The following is a 24,190-nucleotide window of genomic DNA, read 5'->3' as shown; positions in this document are numbered from 1 at the left end:
GTGAAAAAGTGTTTCGCGCAAACAACTGTCTTTTCGTGTTTCTTTTCTTGTCGTTCACCACAAGTGCCGCTGCTGCCGATGTGCGACCGAACATCTTGTTGGTCATGGCTGACGATTTGGGGTGGAGCGATATTGGGTCGTATGGTGGAGAGATTGACACGCCTCGCCTAGACCAATTGGCTGCGCAGGGAATGCTCTTCACTGACTTCCACGCGTCCGTGTCTTGCTCGCCCACTCGCGCTATGTTGATGTCTGGTAATGACAATCACATTGCCGGACTGGGAACGATGAGCGAGATGCTCGTTGATAACCAGCGCGGCCAGCCGGGATATGAGGGTTACCTGAACGACCGCGTCGCGGCATTGCCTGAAATCCTGCAAGCTGCCGGATACAACACCTACATGGCTGGCAAATGGCATCTGGGACACTCCAAGGAACGCCTGCCGTTCAATCGTGGATTCGACACAACGTTGACCATGCTGGTTGGCGGTGCCAGCCACTGGGCGGACAGACTCGGAATATTGCCCGAAGATGACCCAGCAAAGTATGCTTCGAATGGCGGTTATCTCGATGTTCTTCCTGCAGATTTCTATTCAAGCCGGAGTTACGCGGATTTTCTGATTGATGCGATCAGGGCAAACCGAGACGACGGCAAACCGTTTTTCGGCTATCTCGCGTTCACAGCACCGCACGATCCTGTTCACGTGCCCGAACCCTGGATGTCAAAATACGCGGGCCAGTACGACGAAGGCTACGATGTTCTGAAACAGAGACGTTGGAAGGCGGCAAAGTCTCTTGGCCTCATTGCGGGAGAAGCGCAATTGCCGGGTTCTCAGCCCCTAGTGACACCTTGGGAAGAACTGCAGCTGTATGAGCGCCGAACTGAAGCCCGCGGGATGGAAGTTTATGCTGGCATGGTGGAGGCAATGGACTATCATTATGGCCGTGTGGTTGATTTCCTGCAGGACATTGATGAGTTAGATAACACGATTGTGGTGTTCCTGTCGGACAACGGGTCCAACCCATTTTATTCCGTGGACTATCCCGGCGCCGACGATCCCGATTTTGTCGCTCAATTCGATCACAGTTTCGAAAACCTTGGGCATCCTGGTTCAAATTATGCGTACGGCCCTGGGTTTGCAGCCGGTTCCAGCGGACCTCTCGGCCTATACAAGCAGACCGTGGGTGAGGGGGGAATCCGAGTTCCTCTGATTGTGTCGGGACCAGGCATTTCAAAGGGCGAGACCACAAGAGCTTTTGCATATGTTTGGGATATCCTTCCAACGCTGCTTGATGCTGCCGGGGTACAGTATCCTGAGACGTTCAATGGGCATCAGGTTGAGCCACCACGAGGCCGTTCGATGATGGCGTTGCTAAGCGGCGACGATGATACGCTGTATGATCCCGAGGAAGTTGTCTCAGGTGAAATGGCTGGGGGCAAATGGGTTCGCAAGGGAGATTTCAAAGCGATTCAAGTACCCGCACCTTACGGCGGCGGTGAATGGCGTCTGTTCAATCTTTCTGTCGATCCCGGCGAAACAAGCGATCTTTCAAAAGAAATGCCAGGCCTGCTGACTGAATTGATCGCGGCGTGGGATGCCTATGCGGAAGAAGTGGGCATCGTCCCGGCTGAACAATAGGCAACCGCACAAAACGTTCGACCCAGAGCAAATGAATGTCTGCTTTGGGCTCTAACCGGACCTCAGATGCGATACGGCATCGGTTGCCCGCCCTGTCCTACACAGATTGTGGACGGCCCAAAGCCGACCTTGAGCACTACTTTAGAATGCTGCTGATGCAGCCCACAATCCGGACATTCGCTGCAAGCGCATCACCAAAAGGTGGCTAGGATGACTGCTGCGCGGACGAAACTGCCATTGCCAAGTTTCAGTCTGGCTGAAATTCCCGCAAATCATTTTTTAGGCGTTGTAGTCAGTGGACTAATCAACGTTGATAACTTTTTTCCTTAGCGGCGTTTGCTTTAACGGCATCGGTGTTGTCACATTAACTGTCCCAACATTGATACGCCACACTCACTGTGGCGCAACCGAAGCTCTGAGTAATTCCTGCGAGTATTCATGCCTGGGGTTTCCCATCCGCAGAGTTTCGGAGGACATGACTTCCACAATCTCGCCGTTTCTCATGACAGCCAATTGGTCACACATATGCGCAATAACAGGAAGGTCATGGGATACCATCAGATACGTCAGTCCGTGTTTCGTGCGCAGGTCAGCGAGCAAATTCAGAACTTCAGCCTGAACGCTGACATCCAAGGCTGATGTGGGCTCATCCAATAGCAGGATATCTGGCTCACCGGCCAAGGCCCTTGCAATGGCAACGCGCTGACGCTGACCACCAGAGAGCTGGTGCGGATACCGGAACCGGAACCGTTGCCCAAGGCCGACATCATCCAACAGACCCGCCACACGTTTGTCGATATTGTCCAATCCGTGCAGATGCAGAGTTTCGCTGAGCACCTGATCGACTGTGTGCCGCGGATGAAGCGAGGCGTAAGGATCCTGAAACACCATCTGCACCGTCCGGAAGAACGCGCGATCCCGTTTCGCTCCGGACAGCGTCTGACCTTCGACTTCGATGGTACCGGACCATTGCGGCGCAAGCCCCGTTATTGCGCGCAGGATGGTAGATTTTCCGGATCCGCTCTCTCCCACAAGACCAAAGCTTTCGCCCTGCATGACACTGAGGTTGGCACCTTTGACCGCATCAACGCGGTCATGTGCGTGGCCGAACCAGACGTCTAGGTCCCTGATTTCCAATGCCGTCATTTCAACCTCTGACACTTGGTGCGTTCGACCATGACGGGTCTCGGGTCAGGACGCTCAGATGGGTGCGCTTGTCATCAAGTCGGGGAAGTGAATTTAACAGCCCCTGGGTGTAGGGATGCTGGGCCTGATGCAGCTTGTTCGCTTCGCAGACTTCGACAATCCGGCCTGAATACATGATGAGAACGCGGTCGCAGAACTCGGACACGAGGTTCAGATCGTGACTGATGAAGATCAGCCCCATGCCCCGTTCCTTGACCAGCCCGTCCATGATGTTCAGAACCTGTCTCTGGACACTAACATCCAGTGCTGAGGTCGGCTCATCCGCGATCAGTATCTTGGGATTGGGGATCAGCATCATCGCGATCATGATACGCTGTCCCATACCTCCGGAAACTTCATGGGGATAAGCGCGCATCACCCTCTCAGCATCACGGATCGACACATTCTCCAGCATCTCGATAGCCATCTTCCGTGCACGAGACTTGGAGCCGGAATTGTGTTGAAGATAGGCCTCCATAAGTTGCTCACCGACAGTGACTACCGGGTTCAGTGAGAACTTGGGGTCTTGCATGACCATGGAAATCTGCTTCCCCCGGACCTCGCGCATCTCGCGTTCGCTTAACTTCAGCAGATCGCGGCTTTCAAGATTGACATGACTGGCCTCTACTATGCCGGGCTTGCGGATAAGGCGCAGGATAGCGCGACCCGTCATTGACTTGCCGGAGCCGCTTTCACCGACAATACCCAGCCGTTCGCGTCCCAGCGAGAATGACACGCCGCGTACAGCGTCGAACACGCCTTGACGGGTTGGAAAACGGACCCAAAGATCTTCGATGTCCAGCAAACTCATTGTCCGTCATCCTTCGGGTCCAGAGCGTCCCTCAGGCCATCACCCAGCAGGTTGAAAGCCAGCGATACCGTAAAAATCGCGAGCCCCGGTACGGTAGCAACCCACCAGTGGTCCAGAATAAATCTTCGACCCTCTGATATCATCGCCCCCCATTCAGGACTGGGCGGTTGTGCGCCCAGACCGAGGAAACCCAAGCCAGCCGCAGCCAGAATAATCCCAGCCATATCCAGCGTGACGCGCACGATCAGTGATGAAATGCAAAGTGGCCAAATATGACGCGTGATGATCCGCAAAGGCCCTGCACCTTGCAGGCGGATCGCGTTGATATAGTCAGTTGACCGGATGGTCAGCGTTTCGGCCCGCGACATACGTGCATAGGGAGGCCAAGCCGTAAGCGAAATTGCGAGCACCGCATTTTCGATCCCGGCGCCAAGGGCTGCAACAAATGCCAGCGCCAGAACCAGTCGCGGGAAAGCTAGGAAGATGTCCGTGATGCGCATCAGGACCACATCGGCCCAACCTCCTGCATACCCCGCAACAGTCCCCACCAAAAGACCCGCTACTGGGGCGATCAGTGCAACCAGAGCGACAATGTAGAGCGTGATACGTGCACCATAAATCAATCTGGACAGAATATCCCGCCCCAAACTGTCGGTGCCCAAAAGATGCCCCCCGGTCCCTATGGGCTGAAGACGGCTAGCAAGATCCTGAGAAAACGGATCATGCGGGGCCAGAACAGGGGCAAATACCGCGGTGAAAACAAGAAGTACCAGAATGGTCAAACCAACCATAGCCATGGAATTCGTTCGCAGTGTTAGCCAGCCCTTATACAGACTGGACAATCTGGCGTGACGGCGAGACGTAGGTGCGTCGGCCAGCAGCCATTGTCGCAAAGTCAAATCGCTCATTTCGACCTCGGATCAAAGAAACGATAGAGAAGATCAGAGAATATATTCAGACAGATAAAGATCAGCCCGACCACAACTGTTCCGCCCAGAACAGCATTCATGTCTGCGCTCAGCAATGCCGTTGTGATGTAACTGCCGATGCCTGGCCAACTGAAGATGATCTCGGTCAGAACAGACCCTTCAAGCAGGTTGGCATAGCTCAGCGCGATAACCGTGATCAGTTGCACCCGGATATTCTTGAATGCATGGCGCCAGATCACTTGCCGTTCCGACAGGCCTTTGACCCGTGCGGTGATGACATATTCGGCCGAAAGCTGTTCCAGCATGAAGGAACGGGTCATCCGGCTGATATAGGCCAACGAGTAATAGCCGAGCAAAGCCGCCGGCAAGATGATATGGGTTAAAGCATTACGGAAGACATCCCAGTCTTGAACGATAGCGCTGTCCAACAGGATCAAACCCGTACGCGTTGGCACAACATCTTCGTAGAAAATGTCCAGCCGTCCGGGACCACCAACCCAACCAAGAACCCCATAGAACACCAGCAGACCCATCAAGCCCAACCAGAAGATAGGCATCGAATAGCCGACAAGCGCGACAACCCGAGCGATCTGATCAATCCACGAGCCACGCTTGACTGCGGCAATCACCCCTAACGGAACGCCGAGAAAAATACCAATCAGAACACCCAGAGTGGCGAGTTCCAACGTGGCGGGGAAAACGCGGGCGATATCCTCGGATACAGGGCGCGCATTCAGCAGTGAATTGCCAAAATCTCCGTGCAGGACATCCCACAAATAGTACAAGAATTGCACCAACAATGGCTTATCGAGACCAAGTTGTTGGTAGACCGCATCATATGTCGATTGTGATGCACGTTCACCAACAATGGCCAGCACCGGATCAATCGGCATCACGCGACCGATGATGAATGTCACGAACAACAAACCAAGCATCGTAATTGCAATGGTACCAAGAGTTTTCAGAATGCTCTTGATCCAATGGATGAGAGGCGCCGAACGGCGCCCCCCTGTTGGTCTTTCGGCCAGTGCCATCTATTTGGTCACCTGCCAGTATGACGCCGACGTAATCGCCTGCCCGGTCGAGAAATCCGTCACATTGTCACGCATCGCCGATTGTTCGATTTGCTGGAACATGATGACAAAAGGCGATGTCTCACGGAAATCTGCCTGAATTGTCTTATACATATCAGCACGTTTTACTGTATCGTTTTCCACAACGGCAGCATTCGTCTTCTCGGTCAGACCATCTGTATCCCAGGAATTCCGCCAGGCCAGCAAACCGGTAGCATTGGCCTCGTCTGAATTGTCCGGGTTGTACGCAAACGTACCGGCGTTTGTTTGCGGGTCAGGGTAATCCGGCCCCCACGCCCCAAGATAAACATCCAGTTCACGCGAGCGGTATCGCGCCAGAATCTGCTTGGCAGTTCCGACCGTGATGTTCATCTTGATGCCGACTTGTCCCAGCGCGTTTTGCATGGCCTGCGCGATTTCGATCCGCTCTTGCGCTTCACGCACGCCGACCTCAATCTCTAGTCCGCTTACACCGGCCTCATCCAGCAAGGATTTGGCCTTTTCGATGTCAAAGTTGAACGGGGCCTCATCGGATGCGCCCAGATAGGTCTGAGGTAGAAAGTTCTGATGGATTGTGTACTGACCCTTTAGAAAGCTGTCGCGCATTCCCTCATAATCGATGAGATACTTAAACGCCTGCCGGACCTGAGGCTTGCTCAGTTCAGGATGCTTCTGGTTCAGCGATACATACATCAGACGGCCTTTCAGCTCGTCAGCAATTTTGACCCCATCTACCGATGAGGCACCAGCCACATCTTCAGGGTTCAGATTGCGGGCAATGTCGATGTCCCCGCGTTCCAGCAACAGACGCTGACTGGCGCTTTCTTGAACGTGGCGCACGACCACACGCTCCATGGTCGGGGCGCCCAGATAGAAGTCGGGGTTGGATTTCAGCGTTACGCTTTCATTCGGCTTCCAGCTGACCAGACTATAGGCACCCGATCCAGCCGTGTTGGTTTTGAGCCATTCATTGCCCAAATCGCCATCTTTATCGTGCTCCATCACTGTCTTTTTGTCGACGATCCCACCAATTGTAGAGGTCAGGCAGTTCAGGACAAAGGATGTCGCATAAGGCTTGTCCGTAGTGATGGTCAACGTATCGCCATCTGCAACGATTGTTTGCTCGATGTTTTCAGGCGTGAATCCAAACTGTGTTAGGATAAACGCCGGAGTTTTGTTCAGAATGATCGCGCGGCGCAGCGAAAACTGAACGTCCTCGGCGGTCACAAGGTTACCGGAGTGAAACGTCAACCCGTCCCGGATCTTGAATGTGATGGACTTTCCGTCCTCTGACACGTCCCAGCTTTCGGCAATATCCGGCTGATACCCGGCATCCAAATCCAGCGGGTCGAAATTCACCAGTTTCTGATAAACATTCCTGCTGACATCGGACCCGGCAAATTCAAAGCTCTCGGCTGGGTCCAGTGTGGTGATGTCGTCAATGCGATTTGCGATAACCAGCATGTTTGGTGGCGTTTCTGCCATCGCGGAAGTCGAAGTCACGGCCAGCGCCATTCCAAGCGCCGCTCCGGTAAGCAATCTACTAAATGCGTTCATGTTGTCCTCTCTGTCACTATGTCTTTCATCGACGGTCACGCCCCCCAGGTCTTTTCGAGAACACGTAACCAATTTTCGTGGCAGAGCTTCTTGATGAGCTCTTCACCATAACCATGGCGCTCCATGGCATCTCGTAGTCGGGGCAGCATGGATACATCCGTCACATCCTCCGGCACCATTGCCCCGTCATAGTCCGACCCGAGCCCAACCCGATCCTCACCCAGTATACCAATCAGGTGATCAAGGTGCCTCAGAACCTGCGTCAAAGGCACGTCGGGAACCATCCGCCCATCTTCGCGTAGAAATGCAGTGGCAAAATTCAGGCCGACCATTCCGTCACTTTCAGCAATCGTGCGGAGTTGATCATCCGTCAGATTGCGGGCGTGCGGGCATATAACATGGGCGTTGGAATGGGTCGCAACCAATGGGGCGTCAGAATACCGCGCCACATCCCAAAAACCCTTTTCAGTGAGATGTGACAAGTCCAGCATAATGCCAAGTGCATTGCAGCGCCGCACAAGCCTGAGACCATGATCGGTCAACCCGCCGCCAGTATTTGGCCCTGATGGGAATTTCAACGGTACTCCGTGCCCGAAGATGTTTGGTCGGCTCCAAACCGGCCCTATCGACCGCAGGCCCGCGGCGTAAAAAACATCTAGCGCATGCAGATCGGTGTCGATCGCCTCGGCACCCTCTATGTGAAAAATGGCGGCCATCCGGCCTTGCGCCATGCAATCCCGGATGTCAGCGACCGAACGAACCACCTGCAATGCGCCCAAACGCTCCAGTTCGAGCAGGATTGCGATCTGGCCCAACGCGGCAGGTAAGGCATCTTCGGCATCAATCTGATCTGGAAGCGGCAGTTCATAACTCGGCTGGACCATCTTTTTCATCTTGGCGGCCAAATCCATCGATGATGGAACCCAGATCGCAAAGAAACCTCCGCCAAAGCCTCCACTTCGGGCTTTGACCAGATCAATCGCGCCATCAAGACCTGTAAGGAAGCGACCAGCTTCTGACAAACCACCCGCCGAGGCAAGTTTCGACAATACGTCGTTATGCCCGTCGAAGATCAGCGGAGACGTTTTCACCATTGCACCACATGTTTCAGTATCATTTCGATACACGCTAACAGACGGGATCATCATAATTGCAAAAAATTTCAATGAGTTTTACTCATAGAGGTAGACGAAATCATGAGGCCGTAAAGAAATGGTAAAACCTCGCAACTGGCATTCGCTGCCAGAATACCAAGCATTGCGAGCACTCATGCAGGCCGGAACAACGGCGGCGGCGGCGCGACAACTGGGTTTGTCGCAATCTGCGGTCAGCCGTTCGATCGGCAGCCTTGAAGCGCGGCTTGGGAAAATGCTCTTCGAGCGGGACGCGGGCAGGTTACGCCCAACGCAAGAGGCGGTCAGGCTCAACATGCGGCTTGATCCTCTGTTCGAATCTTTGGACCGGATCGACGGCCCCGCCGAAGCTGTGCAAGAAACACTGCGTCTGGTCGCACCACCCAGCTATGCGCATCGATATATCGTTTCCCTCATCGCAAGTTTTTTACGGGGGAACCCAGGGTTCTTCATCAATTTGGAAGTGACAACTTCGGACCTGGTCACGCTAGGTGTCTTGGAAAATCGATTTGATCTGGCAGTGACCGGCGTTGAACAAAGCCGTGCAGGTATCAAACTCATTCCTTTTCGGGTATCTCCTGCAGTTTGTGTTATGCGCCCAGAACATCCACTGGCAACGCGCGACACACTCACACCGTCTGACCTTCATGAACAGGATCTGATCGCCTTGACATATCGTCATGGACGGCGTGGACAACTTGATCGGTTGTTGCACCAGGTTAGAGCCGAACCCAGAATTGTTGCAGAAGTTTCGACCTCTTTCGCCGCTGCTGACATGGCGCGAGAAGGTTTGGGCTTGGCGGTGATCAACCCATTTCCTGTGTACATGTATCGATCCCCAGAACTGGCATTTGTCCCGTTTGAATCCCCCATGCGATATCGAGGTCATTTTGTGGTTTCAGACCAAAGGCCCGTTCCAAGGATCGCCCGAGCCTTTATGCGGCATCTCCGGCTGAACACACCTCCTGATCCCTTTTCAGATCGTAACTAGGAAGCGTACAGACCCACCCAAATCCGTTTTTTGTTTCCACGGTCGCCACTACGGTGCAGATCGACTATCCAGCGAAGCACTCAGGTTAGTTGGAAGGAGGAAATGCGGGCTCTGTTGTCCTCGTGCCGAGCGCTACAATGCAACTACTTCAAGCAGTTCAATACGATTTCCAAACGGATCGCTGATATAAATTCTCTTGATGTCGGGTAAGTCGATGTCAGTTCGAACGTCAACACCTGCAGCCTTAAGATGAGCAACAGTGGTCTCCAGTGAATCTACTCTAAAGCCCGGGTGGGCTTTCAGCGCAGGAACAAATGGTTCTTCCACTCCCAGATGAAAACGCACATTCTGGCATTGAAACCAAACTCCTCCGCGACCGCGCAACGCATTGGGTTTTTCAACTTCAGAAAAACCCAATACGCCACAATAGAATTTGCGAGCGTCACCTTCTCTGCCTTTTGGCATAGCAATTTGGATGTGATGCAGTTCTTCAATCATCTTGCCCGGCCCAGAGACTAAATCAATACAACTAATGTAGTATGTCATTGCATACGTTAGTGCATTCCCAATCACAATTGGGTCGTTATAAACGGCCCGAAGGAGACATTCATCGTAAGTGCCGCTGCCGCAATGCGGCTTCACCAAATCGGTCTTTCGCTGCGCTCGCAAGATCGTTCGCCATGCGAATTTACAGATCGCGCAACAATCCCGCCGTTCCCAGCGTAGAACTCAGTTGCCGCTCGCGAACCAAAGCTGACCTTGCGTATTCGCAAATCAAGCCGGAACGGGCTAAAAAAATCGTTTGGGTACCTAGAGTACAGCCAAGTAGGGTCCTGATCCGGAACTGTGCTTTGAACACTTCAAGCCGGGTTACCTACTAGCTCTTTTTGATAACCAAATAGTGCGGGCAACCCGCCCGTGTGCAGTAAAACGACTTTCTCACCTGGTTTTATCTTTCCACGTTCGATCAGGTCCAGCAAACCGGCGAATGTTTTGGCAGAATAGACCGGGTCTAGAAAAACCCCTTCGGTTCGGGCCATTTTCTCCAAAGCGGCGCGTGTTTTGGCATTCACTTTGCCATAGCCTGGCGGCAAGGCTTCATCCCAAACATCAATCCTGTCCTGTAGAAAACCTGCGTCGATTTCCAGCAAGTCCGCAAGATTCTGCAGAACGGTTTTCATTCGAGCCTTTTGCTTTTCACGATCCCGGCGCACGCAAACCCCAAAAACCGAGGCAATGCTTTCTTCCAGCGCCAATCCGGTTTGCAAACCGCCATGTGTCGCGCCGCTGCCTGACGGGACAACGACCGCATCGAAATCTGGCATCTGCTGGTACAATTCCTGCCCAGCGACGACATAACCCAGGGCTCCTAGGGGTGGATGATGCAGGCCAAGGTGAATAACGTAAGGTGTGCAACCTTGGGCTTTCAATTCGTCGGCGCGTGCATGCAATGCCGCATCCGCTCCGGGTTCGTCTTCGCCCTCGGGGTAACTCATTTGCTCGGCACCCAGGATTTGTGCCAAGAGTACGTTTCCGGACACATAATACTCTGATCCCATGTCCGGCACACGCTCTTCCAACTGAAGCACCGATTGCATACCCAGTTTGGCCGCTGCGGCGGCTGCAGATCGCACAAAATTGGATTGAACGGCGCCCGTGATCAGAATGGTATCAGCGCCTTTTTGCTGCGCATCTCCAAGATAAAATTCAAGCTGCCGTGTTTTGTTGCCACCAAAACTAAGCCCGGTCAGATCATCACGTTTCAGCCAGAGATCGATATCCAGCTCGGCCGATAGGTTGTCCAGGTGCTCCAAAGGTGTTGGGCCAGACATGAGTTGGGCACGTGGAAATCTGTGCAGATTTTCGTTTCGTATCATCGTGTGACCTTTGAGATTAAACCGTCATATAGGCGCGATAGAACAGAACACAGCAAGCGATCAGTGAAACCACGCGGATCGCTGCTATGACGACCGCCTGTGGCAAGTTGGGACCTGTCGCACGGCCAAGTAAGCTGCCGATCAAGGTTATGGCGAGGAACCCCCATACTGACGACCCATACGAGATTGATTGTGCCCCGGACAGATTGTGCAACAAAAATGCGATGCCATATGCCACCAGCGCTATTGGTTGAACCAGCTTTGCCACCTCTTTGGCGGACCGACCATTTGCAATCAAACCGAACACCATAAGTGGACCCGGGGTTGCCGCCCATACAGTTGCAAGTCCAGACAATCCGGTAACAGCTGAAAACCCGACGTTTCCAATTGAGCCACGCAAGGGGAGCAAGGTTGTAACCAAGCCGATTAACAACAGGCAGGCCGTCAGGGCGAGAACAAACGCCTCGCTCAAAAGGGGATAAACAATGCGGCCAGCAGCCACTCCAACGGCGCATCCAATGACCGCAGTGACGATTATCCGCCGATTGTTTTTCAGAACATGCCGGTCCGTTGCCACCGCTGACACAACGGTGTTTAGCAGAAGCAAAATGGGAACCGCCGTCGGCGTGCCAAGCATAATCATCATGGGTGGCCCCGCAATGATGCTAAATCCGATGCCAACCCCGACTTGCAGCATAGCGCCAAGGCAAATAGCGGTCATCAGGATGTACAGTTCAGCGGGCACTCAAACTCCTATGGATCGGGGGATTGTTGCAGGGCCACAGGTACCTTGATTGACCAGCTGAGGTCTACTTCAATTCCAACCCGCCTACGGCACGGCGCGGTCAGCGCTGCCACGGCATCATTCCAGAGTATGGTACTCGGGCCGCCACAGAATGCGCCATATGCGCCAGTGTTGTAAGGTCAAAAACGGGAAGCTGCAGTTCTTCCTGAAGGCGCGCGGCATATGGCGGCAGATCTGTACACTCCAATACCAATGACCGAATATCCGGAGCTTCAAGCATCAGACTGCGAGCGGCATCCAAGACCTCGGCCTCGATCAGATCAGTATCCATCCTCGTTCGCGAGTTCCGCAAGATCACCTCGGCGAATTCTGATGTACCTTCCAAGCCCTTCACTGCCACAGGAACACCGGCTGCACCGACACCTTCAAAATGCTGGGGCGTTAGTGCCGATGCATCCGCAGTCAGCACACCCACTGGGGCGCTGGCCCCGGTCATGTGATAAGCCAGCGGCACTTGGATCAGGCTGGAGGCAAAGACAGGCACTGAAACCGCCGCAGCCAATTTTTTTTGAAACAGGGCTAGAAAGCCACAACTGCCTGTGATGGCTCGCACGCCTTCAGCCTCAAGCCGCTTGGCGCCTTCGATGAACGGTGCCAGTAACTCGGGCGAAGGGTTGTTCAGCAAGGTCGGGACAGTCACACCGTCGATCATCTCATACAGAACCGGAAATGGCAGGCTGGAAGGGTTCTTGATATGGCCCGGTGGTTTTGGAAAATAGCTTTCAAGGCACAGAACACCAATTGACGCCCCGCATATGTTCTGGCCACCGTGGTAGATTGGCATTGTCATCTGATCCTTTTAATTTGAAGGTTCAAAACCGGGCCAGCGAAAACGGGGCCAGATCGATATTTGGGCTGCGACCGGACACAAGATCGGCCACAAGCTCACCGGTTTTCGGGGCCATCATCAGCCCATAATGAGAATGTCCGAACGCGGTATAGAGCCCTTCCCGCCCGTTAACTGGTCCGATCGCCGGCAAACTGTCCGGAAAGGACGGGCGTCGACCCATCCAAAATTGTGCCTCGCCTGTATCGAGGCCTGGCACCATGGCCTTGGCTTGTTCGGTCAGGATTTTTTTCTTGCGTGGATCAGCGGGCGCGTCGACACTACCAAATTCAGCCGTGCCAGCGACTCTCAGACCGTCTTGCATTGAACTTGCGACCACCTTTGCGTCTACATCCATGACCGAATTGTTCAATTGGGCCAAGGCCTTAGGGAATTCGACGTGGTAACCCCGCTCGGCCACAAGGGGCACAGGCATCCCCAGCGGTTTTAACAGGTCGGCGGACCACACACCTGCCGCGAGGATAATGCTGGCGGCACGCATCGTGCCTTGCGAGGTTGTAATCTGCCAACCACCATCTTCAGCCGGTGCCAGCCTGGTGACTTCGGTTTTTACTATTTCAGCACCTTGCGCGCGCGCTTTTTCAGCCAGAACCGCCCCCACACGTCCTGGCGAGGTTACGCGTGCCTGACCTTTTATCACGATCGCGGCTTTAAATTCTTCTGACAGTGCAGGTTCCATGCGGCGCAACTCGGCACCATCGACAAGCTCCAGATCGCCTCCTTTTTCCTGGCGGATCAGATATCCAAGCCCATTCAGATCAGCCTGCTTCCGGTGGCGAAAAGCGTGAATATAGTAGCTGTCAGTGATCAGGTTTTCGTGCCCGGTGCCTTGAAGATGACGACGATACAAGTCGATAGAAGGGCGGCACAAAAGCTCCATCGCGTCCGAGATTTCGCGCACTGACCTTTCGCCGGAATTTCCCAAAAACCGCAGCCCCCAGGGGATCATTTTTGGCCAGAAACTGGTTCTGACCGAAAGCGCGCTTTTGGGGTCCAGTAGCATCTGGGGCAGTGTTTTCCATATGCCCGGCATCGCTTGCGGAATGATTGACCACGGCGACACTACACCTGCATTCCCGAAAGAGGTTTCCTGCCCCGGTTGACCGCGGTCAATCAGCCGAACCGGAATGCCGCGCTCTTGTAACGACAAAGCGCAACAAATGCCGACGATCCCTGCGCCGATGATGGTCACTTGTTCTGTCATCGCATCAGGCCGGAGAGTGGCTTCGGTTGCGGGCGATCAGTTGGGTGACGATGACAGGTGATGCCACGGCCAGCGCGATCAGATCAGCAGTCAGGCTGGGCGCGACAAAGATAATCCCAGCGATGGCCAACAGAATGCGCGATGCGATATTCAGCGGGCACAACCAATACCCAACCACAGCCGCCGACAGGGCAATAACCCCGGCGATGCAGCTGGTCGCGGTATAGGTGAACTCCCACAGGTTAAACCCGGTTGAGGACACGAATAGCAGCACCGGCGCATAGACAAAGGCCATAGGCGCGATCACTTTGCCCAATCCAAGGGTGAAAGCAGAAAGACCTGTTCGGAACGGGTTCGAGTTCGCAATGGCCGCCGCGGCATAGGCTGAAGTGCAGACCGGTGGTGTAATCTCGGACACCACGCCGTAGTAGAGCACGAAAAGGTGGCTGGCGATGGGTGGAACACCCAATTGCGCGAGCGCAGGCTGCGCCACTGATACCAGCATGATATACAGCGCGGTGGTCGGAATGCCGGCGCCCATCAGGATACAGACGACGGCGATGAACACCAATGAGATGAACAATTGTAAGTCTTCCATCGCAAAGAACTGGAAGCTGCCGAACGAGATCATGTTGTACAGATCCGATGCCAGGTTGCCTGCGCCTTGCGTAACCATGAAACCGATGCGAAAACCGATGCCAGTGGTGTTGATCACGCCTACCACGATACCAACCGCAGCAGCGGCGGCGCCCACGGCCAGCGAGTATTTCACACCTAATTCTACCGCCTGTAGCATCTCGGGTACTTCGATGCGTTTCTGAGGGTTCAATGTCGCGACGACCGTCAATCCGCACAGGATTGTTGTCATGGTCAGGTCAAAGCCGCCGTCTGAGAATTTCCAAAGTACAAAGCTGAGGAACGCCGCCGCATAGATCAGCGTCGGAGGTTGCTTCAATCGAGACATGCCTGCGATTACCGCAAGTGATATGCCGCAGAAGGCCGACATGAAGGGCGTGTAACCCGTGAACAGAACGACGAGCAGGCCGATCAGGGGCACTATGTTGGCCCAGCCTTCTGCCCAGACGGCTTTGAGCTGCGGCAGTTGGTCTTTGGTCAGACCTTTGAGATTCAGCTTGCGTGCCATCAAATGCACGACGGCGAATACACCGACATAGTGCAGTAGTGCTGGGAAGATCGCCGCAATCACGATGGTGGTATAGGGAACCTCGAGGAACTCGGCCATAATAAAGGCCGCCGCGCCCATGATCGGTGGAGTGATCTGACCACCGGCCGAGGAAGCAGCCTCGACCCCACCCGCAAAATGGCCGGGGTATCCAAGGCGCTTCATGTTGGGAATTGTCAGCGCGCCGGTTGATACGGTGTTGGCCACCGAAGAGCCCGAGATCGTGCCGAAGAAGGCCGAGGACACCACCGACACTTTTGCCGGACCGCCGGTATAACGGCCCGCCAAAATAGTTGCATTATCGATGAATAGCTGCCCCAACCCCGTGCGTTGCGCGATCACGCCAAACAGTACGAAGTGGAAAACGATGGTCGAAACAACCCAAAGGGTGACGCCGTAGATGCCTTCCTGCGGGAAATACATCGACGACACGAAGGTTTTAAAATTCACGCCGGGATGTTGCAGCAATCCGGGGAAGTACGGCCCAAGCAGTGCGTATGAAATAAAGACGCAGATGATCAGCGGCAACACCCAACCCAAAGTGCGGCGCGCGATGTCCAGAACCAGCAGGATGATAATCACGCCCAATACCACATCAAATGTGTTGGGGTTACCCATGCGGAACGTCTGTTCCTCGATCCCCAATAACGGAATGCCGCGCCAGGCGACGCCAACATACAGCGCTGCGATGATCCCCAGCACCATGAAGACCAAGTCGTATAGTGGGATGTTGCCTATGCGAAACCGACTTAATTTAAGCGCATAAAGGCTTTTGACCCCGATAATCGGGATTGTCGCGTAGACCAGAATGAACAGCAGAGCCAGATAAATGCCCATGTGCCAGTGATCGGCAGGCAGGCCAAACCCGGCTGTGAAAAATTCGTAGAATGCAAAGATCAGGGCCACGACGCGCAGAACATTTCCGGTTGTCGGAGTCACCTGCCGGACGGCGGCGCCTTCGTCGAATTGTTCTTCGATTGCAGCCAGTTCCTCGGCTGTCAGCTCGTGGTCATCAAGCTTTTGTGTCTCGGACATGATGGCCCCCTGATTACGCGTATCTTGAGTACCCGGTGCTCAGATCTGAGCACCGGACATTTAAGTTTCGTGAGACAGAATTACTGAAGAAGCCCGGCTTCTTTGTAGAACTTCTCGGCGCCCGGATGCAGCGGAACACCCAGCGCCTCCACACCGTCCAACGCCGTATCTGGTGTAATCTGCTTGCCCTTGGCATGACCGTTATCCAGCAGCTTGCGAGTGTTGTCATTCCAAAGAGCTTTGGTCATCTGATAGACCAGATCATCGGATAGGTCCGAGGATACAACCAGCATTGCGCTTACCGCGGGGGTCTTCGTATCCGCATCAATACCTTCATAGACACCGCCAGGGATGGCCGAAGGGATATAGGCCGGAATGATCTCATTGATTTTGGCCAGATCCTCATCGCTGAACGAGTGCAGGTTCATGCCTTTGGTCGACGATAGTTGCACCATCGCAGCAACCGGCCAGCCCGCAGCGTAGAAATAGGCGTCTAGCTGACCATCGGCCAGCCGCTCGGCGCTCTGGCTGTTGTTAAGCTCGGCTTCGTCCATGTTGTCACGATTGACACCCCAGGCATCGAGCATCTGCAAAACGGCTACCTGAGTGCCAGAACCAGCTTGCGCGATACCAACGCGTTTGCCTTCCAGATCGCTCAGATCGTTGATCGTCGACCCGGCCGGCAGAACAAGGTGCAGGTCTTCGGGGAACAGGTTGGCCACGATGCGCAGCTTGGGATGCGGTTTGCCTTCGAATTTTCCTTCTCCCAGATACATCGAACGCGTGACGTCCGCTGCAGCAAGACCCGCCTCAAGCTCACCGTTTTCAACGGCCGCGTTGTTAAAGACCGATGCGGTGGTGGATTGCGCAATTGCGATCAGCCCCGGAACACCGCACTGGCCACCTTCTTCACACGGGCGTGAGCCCGGAGGCGCTGAGATACCATTGGCGATGGTGCCACCGATGGGGAAGTAGGTGCCGCCAGCACCACCGGTGCCGATACGGAAAAAGGTCGGATCCTGCGCCAGCGCAGGTGCGGCCAGCGCGCCCGCCAATGCTAGACCAGTCAAGCATTTTACAATTTTCATTGTCATCTCCCTTGTTGGAATTTCGGTTTCGGTTTTCCCAAACTTCGATCCTGCAAGCGTAGAGACAAATTGCATAAATACAAATTTGTTATATTTCACTAAACTAAACTTTTACTTATACTTAATCATATGAACCTGACCCAGCTAACTGTATTTCGTGAGGTGATGGAGACCGGCTCCATCTCTCAAACAGCCAAGAAACTGAATCGAACGCAGCCTGCAATCAGTCTTGCGTTGAAAAACCTTGAAAAATCTCTGGGCCTGATGCTGTTCGAACGTAAAGGGCGGCGTTTGGTGCCGGTTCCCGAAGCGCATTATCTATTGGCAGAAACGACAGGCATTCTTGACCGCCTCGCGTCGATCTCCAACACCATGGAAGGTCTCATCAAAGGGCATGCCGGAAGCTTGAATATTGCAACGATGCCTGGTCCATCTGCCTTTTTGTTCCCGCGTTTCATAAGCCAGTCAGTTGGCGAAAACCCCGAAATTCGCATAACACTTTCCACTCGCAGCTCACCTCAGATTATGGAGCTTGCGGGATCACAAAACATCGACTTCGGCTTTGCTGACTTCGAGCATTCAACCGGTAAAAAACCCCAATATTCCGCCGAGCTAATTCGGGCAGATTGCTTCTGTGCCCTTGATCGCGATCATCCGCTTTCATCGCGCCAGAGCTTGACCTTATCGGATCTGGATGGAACGCCAATGGGCGGCCTGCATCCTTCACACCCGTTTCAACGAAAAATCCGGCAGGAGTTTGAAAACGTTGCCGCTGAATACAACCCAACGGTAACTTGCCAGTACTTTCTGCCATTAATCCCATTTGTGAGTTCAGGACAGTGTTGCAGCATCGTTGATCCGCTGACAGTTGCGACTGAGCGTGAGCTTAACTTCTCGAATGGCAAAGTGGTTTTCTTACCCTTCACGAAACCGCTCAGATATGAGTATGCCATCCTCGAACCAAACCACCGATCACCGTCCCAATTGGCATTACAGACCAAAGCGGGATGGAAGGCAGAAATGTTGAGGATGTTGGATGGCGTGAAGGCAAACCCCCTTTCCTTTTGGATAGATGAAGAAGGGACAGAACATAATAGATCACTATAGACCTTACGATCTGAAAACCAATTTTTGTGTTTGGCTATTGAGTGACCAAAAGCCGGCATTCATGCATGTTGCGGCATCCGTTACTCTGGACTCCAAGCCGACCTCGGAGCAGACGCAGCATAGGCCCCTACCCCGTATTCCACGGCCCAATGACGTCGTTCGTTGGAGATTGCGTCGCCGCGATACAGCATTCCCCAATGCGGACATTCGTGTGAAACGCTAAATCGAATTGGGTCAGTGATTGCCTTAAGGCCTTACACCGTCACTTGTCGCCTGTGGAAGCTGGTCTGACCCAATACTCCAGTGTTTGGGCTTGAGGATGGCTCTCCGACGAGGAGCGGCCTCAAAGTCGTCTTTGATTGACCGGCCAGCAACCATGTACTTACCAACGGCATCCATGAACGCGTCAACCGACGTCCACATCCCAACGTTCAATTACGACGTATAATCCTCTGAAGCCCAATCACTTTGGTTGTCTCTTTGATCAGGCTCCATTTCCCATGTAACTCCTTCATGAAAATTGCTGTCTTCGACCTTGCTCAAAAACTCACCAATCAATCCACTAGCACCTTCTAGCGACACCTCGTGCTTCCATTTATTGAGAAAGTCTTCCTCCGCTCCAGATTTCACACGCCAATTAATCAAAGCGATTATCAAAGCTGTTTCCTTTCCATAACGATGACCGGTGGGTCTTGTCCTTTGACGCCGAGATCACCACATACTCAGCAAGTATTCCAGATCAGGCCACTATTGACCGATTAGCAGGCCATTCCCGATGAACGGACTCCCTTTCCCAGAAAGACTTGATGGAAATCAAGATCACAACGAAAAACATCCTTGGGTGGGTCTTGTCGGACGCGGCAAATCTGGATGGAGCTACGCAACTTGGCGCAAGGGCAGTTTCAGTACGACTGGAAACCCCGGCTTGGCGAATACTTTCTCCACGCGCGAGACAGCCCTGGCATTCGCGAATAGTTTTCCCTTTGGAGGAAAGCGGTCTGCAATACGACTTACGGTCCTAATCAACCCAACGTCGCAGGGCGATCGGTACTGGCGTCGGTAGAATTAGAGAACGCCGTCTCATCTTTCAACAAAGTGAGTTCGGCCCATTGCGGCCGTTGACCACCCAGTGTTGATGCTGCGGTAGCAGCCCGCCTTGCCGCCATTCGCTGCACTCGCGAGAAAGGAGGCCTGTCGAACTCACGAACCGCGGACAATGCAGCCGTTTGATCAATCGCTATTGGGCGGCTCGAAACATCGGAAACAGGGGTGGGGCTTGGTCGGCTTTGATTAGACCCATCTCTTGGAAACCATAGCGCTTGTACAGCGATAGATTTGTAGGGTTTGTCAACTCTAAGTAAGCAGGTCTTCCATCTTCGTCACAACGTTTGAGGCAGCATTCAAGCAACGCGGACCCCAACCCTTTTCCTTGGCGAATTGGATCGACCGCAATAAAAGCTAAATGCCAGCAGTCCTCATCGGGATGATAATTGTCCATCTGCCCGAAGGTTTCGAACAACGCATCATGCTTTTCTGATGAGACCGTCTGCTCAAAACAGGCGACAAGCCGTTCTTCGTCAGGGTGAATGCTTGGCGGAAGCCAAAGTGCGCCAGCAGTAAAATCATCGTTTCGAAACGCACTACCCTGTTCAAATGCACGCCCTCCAAAGAAGTCCATTACTCGCGGAAAGTGGGTAAGGAAATCGGCAGGTTCAGGATACAGCCAACGCATGAATGGGTCGGCAGAAAATCCAAGAGCAAGTCCGCTTAACAAACTTTCTGCTTCACTTCGGGTTGATGATCTAAACAAGAAATTACCTTTGGTCTTTCCACCTCGATTTTCACGTTCAGCATGTGGGCCGCAAATACTTGTTGTCAAATGCGCAATTTATTGTCCTGCTCAAGCAACGATGGATGACTGAATTGGGCTGAGGCGTGTGGGGGCAATACAACATTCGGAGGTCAGGCGCATTTCACTTGGATGAAGACCGGCCCGGAACTGCCGTTGGACGACGAGTGCCGTCGCTGCGGTGCGGCCCGCCAGAGGAGACATGGCAAGAGTAGAAAAATTTGGTGACCGCCGAATTCACAGCCTGCGCAACAAGGCTATAGCGCGGCGGCGGCTTTCGGACAAAACGGTGGGATTTTCCGGACAACTTGACGTGGCTACTAGGTGAGTTCGGCCACACAACAGACCTTCGCTGCTAGTGCAGCACTAGACCTAAGCGACGGCGGCAATGCACAGGAAACGGACCTTAAATCAAAGATGCAGTGTTTTGGAGCCGTGGTCAGCGGCATTGCGGACAAAGCCGACCTTTGACTGCCTACAAGTCAAAATGTAGCAAGGTTCCGAGGTGTCAGCTCTCTTCAATTTGGTCGAAAAATGCACCGTGTTTAGTTTGCCAATCAGATGTCATCGCAACATTACCCAACAACCGTCATTTACTGGCTTTCTTTCCTGTCTAAGCTTCTGGCTGCACCACGCCAATTGGCTCTGTCCTGCCCAATACCGCTTCGACAAAATCCCGGGACACATAATCCGCGCCTCGTGTTTCCATCAAAGCGAAATTGGCATCCGTGGTTTCGCCTATGCGACGAACGAACGCCGAGAGACTAGTTTGATTAAGATATTCCCAAATTGGTCTGCCTTCCAGCAAGTCAACTTCTAAAACCTTGCCAGTTCCAGAAACCGATACGAGTGCACGTTCGTTATTCTCACTCAATCGTACTACGCCTTGCTCTTCGGAAAATAGAACGTGTTCTGTGTCACCCGCCAACGGAAAAAGCGATGTGCCGAGGCCAGATACCGGGTCAATTTCGAGTATGCGAGATCCGCCCTGCGATGCGAGACCGCCAAGATTATCGAACAGTACGAAAGTACCGCGTTCTGTGACGACTGGCGAATGCTGAGCGACCATTGGACCCATTATGACTTGATGAACAATATCATCATATCGGTCCACGATAATGAGTGAGCTCGAGGATCGCAGAGACATGGCGATATCGCCCGCCTCTGCACCCTCGATCTTGGCTGCGGTTGCTTCATTTAGCTCCACAAGCCCATTGATGTGATAAGGATCACACCCTTCGCGCACTGAGTATACCAGACCCATCAGTCTGTTTTTTAGAAAAAGATCTTCAAACCGCACTGCACGTATTCGCTCTCCGGCCGGATTGTAGATTTGGAATCCTTCCTCGTAAACCGCTCCATATTCTGAGCAATTGGTATCGATCCGGGTTGGACCAATATGTTTCTTCGGAGACTGCTCAAGCTGTGCCCAGGGCAAAAGGGCCTCACCGTTCTCCGCAATATGAGGCCAGTGATGTGCGTGATTTATAAAGGACCAAAGAATATTGCTCTCCCGATCAATTCGCATCGAACCGATATGATAAGGGAACATGTTTTTGGCTTGAAACGTGACAACAAGGTCACCGTTGCCGTCTAGATCAACACTTAACACATTCACATTGTCTCTTCCGGGCTGTCCACTGAAGCCTTCAAATTCCTGCCCATCAAAGAGGTCCGCTCTCGACACACTCCAAGTGTGAAATACATTCCCTTCGCGATCCATTATCCAGGCGATGCAGCCAAGCTCGGGGCAGAGTTCGGGCTGTTCCTCAAAGCCGCCTGTAATCAACAACAAATCGTCATAGTTCCTGGGTTCGACAAGCCAGGTTGTCAGATCTTCCTTTGGAACCGTTACATCTTCCACCTTTCCGTAGATGACTTCTTTGGCTTCAAGTTTTTGCCAAGCGTCAAACCCGGCTTTGGCTTGTTGCAGAACCGGAACGGGAAACCATTCATACTTGTAGCTGGCAATCCCGTAGACATACGCCCCGCTCAAAATCGAAAAACAAAACAAAACTGCGGAGAAATGTTTCTCCAAAAATCGTATTAACTTCATTTGCGTTACCAATCGCGAACTCAACGCAGCAACTAAAGACCAGGTTGCTTGAACTCATGTAGAACGCGCAGTTCATTACCAGTTCATATTGAGGGAAAAAATGTGAAAGGTTTGCGCAGCACACGCTGTCGGGGACACGAGTACTTTTGGCGATTTAATGGTGCCCGTCCGTTGAAGCCGACGATTGTAGGTATAGAAAAACTCAATTGAACGCGCGACGAACACTTTAGTTTACGTCTTGTTAACAAAGCGCAGGGCGGGATCCGCATTGACCGCGCCCTGCTTCCGTCTTTGGCTCAGCTCGAACAATTCTAACCGCCTCCTTCAACTAGCTGCTCAAGCTCAAGAGTCGCACGTACATGTTCGCTAGGGTTCAAGGTCGGCAAAGGGCTGCGAGCGGCCTAATGCACCCGCAGCTACCAGATCACCCGGCAATGGCCGGTTAGGGCTCTGACCGCCAGTCGAAGGGCCCCGCAGAGAATAACGGCAGAGAGCCCATTTCAACCGATGCCGCATTTTGCATCAATGTCGGCTCCTCGGACTGCGGCCAAAAAGGTGTCAAAATCAAACCGAGTTTCGCCAAGGGTTTAGGGCACAAGATTTTTCAATGCTTGCAGGCGTATCCCCGCCAGTGACAAAAACGACCGTTTTTGACGCGCAAGTTATGCTTGATTCGGGATGGCGCGTACGGGATTTTCTGGCTCGGCGTGTCCTCTGCAAAAATTAACGCTCGCGCCCACTTAAATGCAAATTCTGGTTGAAATTCACTTGGATCTACACGCATAGTGCCGAAAAATAAGAGACCTTATCGAGGACGCAGTGAAGCAAAGACAATTTCAGAATCCTTTTTGCTGTACAGCATGTGCAATGCGCAACTCACACGCGGATTTGAACGTGTCTTAATCCTTAAGGGGATGCCACCTTTAAAGATCGATGCAGGGATGCATAGAAGAAGCAACAATCCGAACAACCTGAGTGTGTATTTTGGGGTACTGCGATAGCCCAATGAAGAAAGAGAACTTACCAAAATTATTGGGCGAGATGGTTTTGATCTTTCTATCTGCGGAAACGTGCGATTTGCACCAATGCGCTTGCTTTTCGAATTAGCGCTTCGGAAGCACATGCCAAACAACACGAGATGCAAGAGGTAACATATGGCTTACGTTTGCGAATATCCTTTTACCGCACCTTATCTACAAGGCTTCGATTTGCCAGGATGGAGCAAGAAATTCCAATCAGGTGAAATTGCAGACGACGTTCCGACCATCTTTCATCACGGCAATCGTCGTTTAGAACCAGGCGAGGCGCCAGAACAGGTGTTGTTTTCCAAGAAAGCCGAAAAACTGCCGGACATTTTTTCGGCCAAAAACGGGGTGCGCATCATCACGGACAGGGTGCGACAGATCCTCGAGGATTTCGATCCGGGCGTGCATCAGATTATCCCGATCGAGGCCGTGTATAAGGATGGGTCGAAACCCGATGCCCCGTACTTCATCATGAATGTGACCATGTACCTCGATGCAGTCAACGAAGAATTGTCCAGTGTGCGAATGGAAAAGCAGTTCTCTGGCGTAATTTCGCGTGACCGAATGGTTATGGAGCCAATGACATCTCATGATCTAGTATTAAAAAAGGAAGCGATCCAAGGGCATCATCTTTGGCGACAAAACCGATACTTCTACTTGCCGCTCTTAATGTCCAACGAAATGCACGCTGAGTTCAAAGCACAAAAGATCAAGGGTTACAAATCCTGGCGCGCCGAAGAGCGCTGATATCTCAATATTTTCAAAAATAGCATCAAGAACTTACTGACGGGGCTA

Annotated in this window: 20 protein-coding genes; 4 read left to right on the top strand and 16 right to left on the bottom strand. The window is 53.0% G+C overall.

Annotation, left to right across the window (positions count from 1 at the left end):
- Positions 1 to 8 precede the first annotated feature (8 nt).
- Positions 9 to 1,640 carry an arylsulfatase gene (locus SJY13_RS22180; RefSeq protein WP_377191728.1) on the top strand — a complete coding sequence of 544 codons (1,632 nt, stop codon included), beginning with the start codon at positions 9 to 11 and terminating at the stop codon, positions 1,638 to 1,640.
- A 393-nt stretch (positions 1,641 to 2,033) separates the two neighbouring features.
- Here the strand turns inward: SJY13_RS22180 and SJY13_RS22175 are convergent, their stop codons facing one another.
- From SJY13_RS22175 to SJY13_RS22150, 6 genes are read right to left on the bottom strand one after another with little or no spacing between them, the layout of a single operon-like run.
- Positions 2,034 to 2,786, bottom strand: a complete 753-nt coding sequence (locus SJY13_RS22175) for an ABC transporter ATP-binding protein (protein ID WP_377194426.1) — start codon at positions 2,784 to 2,786, stop codon at positions 2,034 to 2,036.
- Between the two features lies 1 nt (position 2,787).
- Positions 2,788 to 3,636, bottom strand: coding sequence for an ABC transporter ATP-binding protein (locus tag SJY13_RS22170; protein WP_377194424.1), 849 nt, complete (start codon positions 3,634 to 3,636; stop codon positions 2,788 to 2,790).
- The gene (locus SJY13_RS22165) at positions 3,633 to 4,544 is read right to left on the bottom strand and encodes an ABC transporter permease (RefSeq protein WP_377194422.1); all 912 of its coding nucleotides are present in this window, start codon (positions 4,542 to 4,544) and stop codon (positions 3,633 to 3,635) included. Before SJY13_RS22165 ends, SJY13_RS22170 begins: the two co-directional genes overlap by 4 nt.
- Positions 4,541 to 5,599: an ABC transporter permease gene (locus SJY13_RS22160; protein WP_377194420.1), complete on the bottom strand. Its 1,059-nt coding sequence runs from the start codon at positions 5,597 to 5,599 to the stop codon at positions 4,541 to 4,543. The genes SJY13_RS22165 and SJY13_RS22160 overlap by 4 nt, the downstream gene beginning before the upstream one ends.
- Positions 5,600 to 7,195, bottom strand: coding sequence for an ABC transporter substrate-binding protein (locus SJY13_RS22155; protein WP_377194418.1), 1,596 nt, complete (start codon positions 7,193 to 7,195; stop codon positions 5,600 to 5,602).
- Between the two features lie 35 nt (positions 7,196 to 7,230).
- Positions 7,231 to 8,289, bottom strand: coding sequence for a dipeptidase (locus tag SJY13_RS22150; RefSeq protein ID WP_377194416.1), 1,059 nt, complete (start codon positions 8,287 to 8,289; stop codon positions 7,231 to 7,233).
- A 118-nt stretch (positions 8,290 to 8,407) separates the two neighbouring features.
- On the opposite strand from SJY13_RS22150, the gene SJY13_RS22145 reads away from it, so the two are divergent.
- The gene (locus SJY13_RS22145; RefSeq protein ID WP_085824780.1) at positions 8,408 to 9,319 is read left to right on the top strand and encodes a LysR family transcriptional regulator; all 912 of its coding nucleotides are present in this window, start codon (positions 8,408 to 8,410) and stop codon (positions 9,317 to 9,319) included.
- 132 nt (positions 9,320 to 9,451) lie between these two features.
- On the opposite strand, the gene SJY13_RS22140 is transcribed toward SJY13_RS22145, so the two are convergent.
- The 7 genes from SJY13_RS22140 to SJY13_RS22110 form a co-directional block, all read right to left on the bottom strand.
- Entirely contained in the window at positions 9,452 to 9,865 is a 414-nt protein-coding gene (locus SJY13_RS22140) for a VOC family protein (RefSeq protein WP_377194414.1), read from the bottom strand.
- 314 nt (positions 9,866 to 10,179) lie between these two features.
- On the bottom strand, positions 10,180 to 11,151 hold the full coding sequence (locus SJY13_RS22135; protein ID WP_377194412.1) for a D-cysteine desulfhydrase family protein: 972 nt from the start codon (positions 11,149 to 11,151) through the stop codon (positions 10,180 to 10,182).
- 61 nt (positions 11,152 to 11,212) lie between these two features.
- Positions 11,213 to 11,941, bottom strand: coding sequence for a TSUP family transporter (locus tag SJY13_RS22130; RefSeq protein WP_377194410.1), 729 nt, complete (start codon positions 11,939 to 11,941; stop codon positions 11,213 to 11,215).
- Positions 11,942 to 12,041: 100 nt separating this feature from the next.
- Positions 12,042 to 12,785, bottom strand: coding sequence for an aspartate/glutamate racemase family protein (locus tag SJY13_RS22125; protein WP_377194408.1), 744 nt, complete (start codon positions 12,783 to 12,785; stop codon positions 12,042 to 12,044).
- Positions 12,786 to 12,813: 28 nt separating this feature from the next.
- On the bottom strand, positions 12,814 to 14,052 hold the full coding sequence (locus SJY13_RS22120) for an NAD(P)/FAD-dependent oxidoreductase (protein WP_377194406.1): 1,239 nt from the start codon (positions 14,050 to 14,052) through the stop codon (positions 12,814 to 12,816).
- A 4-nt stretch (positions 14,053 to 14,056) separates the two neighbouring features.
- Positions 14,057 to 16,270, bottom strand: a complete 2,214-nt coding sequence (locus SJY13_RS22115; protein ID WP_377194404.1) for a TRAP transporter permease — start codon at positions 16,268 to 16,270, stop codon at positions 14,057 to 14,059.
- Between the two features lie 80 nt (positions 16,271 to 16,350).
- The gene (locus SJY13_RS22110) at positions 16,351 to 17,358 is read right to left on the bottom strand and encodes a TAXI family TRAP transporter solute-binding subunit (RefSeq protein ID WP_299948663.1); all 1,008 of its coding nucleotides are present in this window, start codon (positions 17,356 to 17,358) and stop codon (positions 16,351 to 16,353) included.
- Positions 17,359 to 17,487: 129 nt separating this feature from the next.
- Here SJY13_RS22110 and SJY13_RS22105 point away from each other — a divergent pair, with 129 nt between their 5' ends.
- Positions 17,488 to 18,465 carry a LysR family transcriptional regulator gene (locus SJY13_RS22105; RefSeq protein ID WP_377194402.1) on the top strand — a complete coding sequence of 326 codons (978 nt, stop codon included), beginning with the start codon at positions 17,488 to 17,490 and terminating at the stop codon, positions 18,463 to 18,465.
- Between the two features lie 435 nt (positions 18,466 to 18,900).
- Here SJY13_RS22105 and SJY13_RS22100 read toward each other — a convergent pair whose 3' ends face one another.
- From SJY13_RS22100 to SJY13_RS22090, 3 genes are all read right to left on the bottom strand, one after another.
- Positions 18,901 to 19,122 carry a hypothetical protein gene (locus SJY13_RS22100; RefSeq protein WP_377194400.1) on the bottom strand — a complete coding sequence of 74 codons (222 nt, stop codon included), beginning with the start codon at positions 19,120 to 19,122 and terminating at the stop codon, positions 18,901 to 18,903.
- A 580-nt stretch (positions 19,123 to 19,702) separates the two neighbouring features.
- Positions 19,703 to 20,344 carry a GNAT family N-acetyltransferase gene (locus tag SJY13_RS22095; RefSeq protein ID WP_377194398.1) on the bottom strand — a complete coding sequence of 214 codons (642 nt, stop codon included), beginning with the start codon at positions 20,342 to 20,344 and terminating at the stop codon, positions 19,703 to 19,705.
- A gap of 583 nt (positions 20,345 to 20,927) precedes the next feature.
- A complete protein-coding gene (locus SJY13_RS22090) occupies positions 20,928 to 22,370 on the bottom strand; it encodes a hypothetical protein (protein ID WP_377194396.1) in 1,443 nt (480 codons plus the stop codon).
- A 1,154-nt stretch (positions 22,371 to 23,524) separates the two neighbouring features.
- Here SJY13_RS22090 and SJY13_RS22085 point away from each other — a divergent pair.
- Entirely contained in the window at positions 23,525 to 24,142 is a 618-nt protein-coding gene (locus SJY13_RS22085; RefSeq protein ID WP_377194394.1) for an imm11 family protein, read from the top strand.
- The last annotated feature ends 48 nt before the right edge of the window (positions 24,143 to 24,190 follow it).

Source organism: Ruegeria meonggei (assembly GCF_042768335.1).
GTDB classification, from domain to species: Bacteria; Pseudomonadota; Alphaproteobacteria; order Rhodobacterales; family Rhodobacteraceae; genus Ruegeria; species Ruegeria meonggei.
The sequence above is the reverse complement of the archived record's forward strand: the minus strand, read 5'-3'. Positions and strand labels throughout refer to the sequence as shown.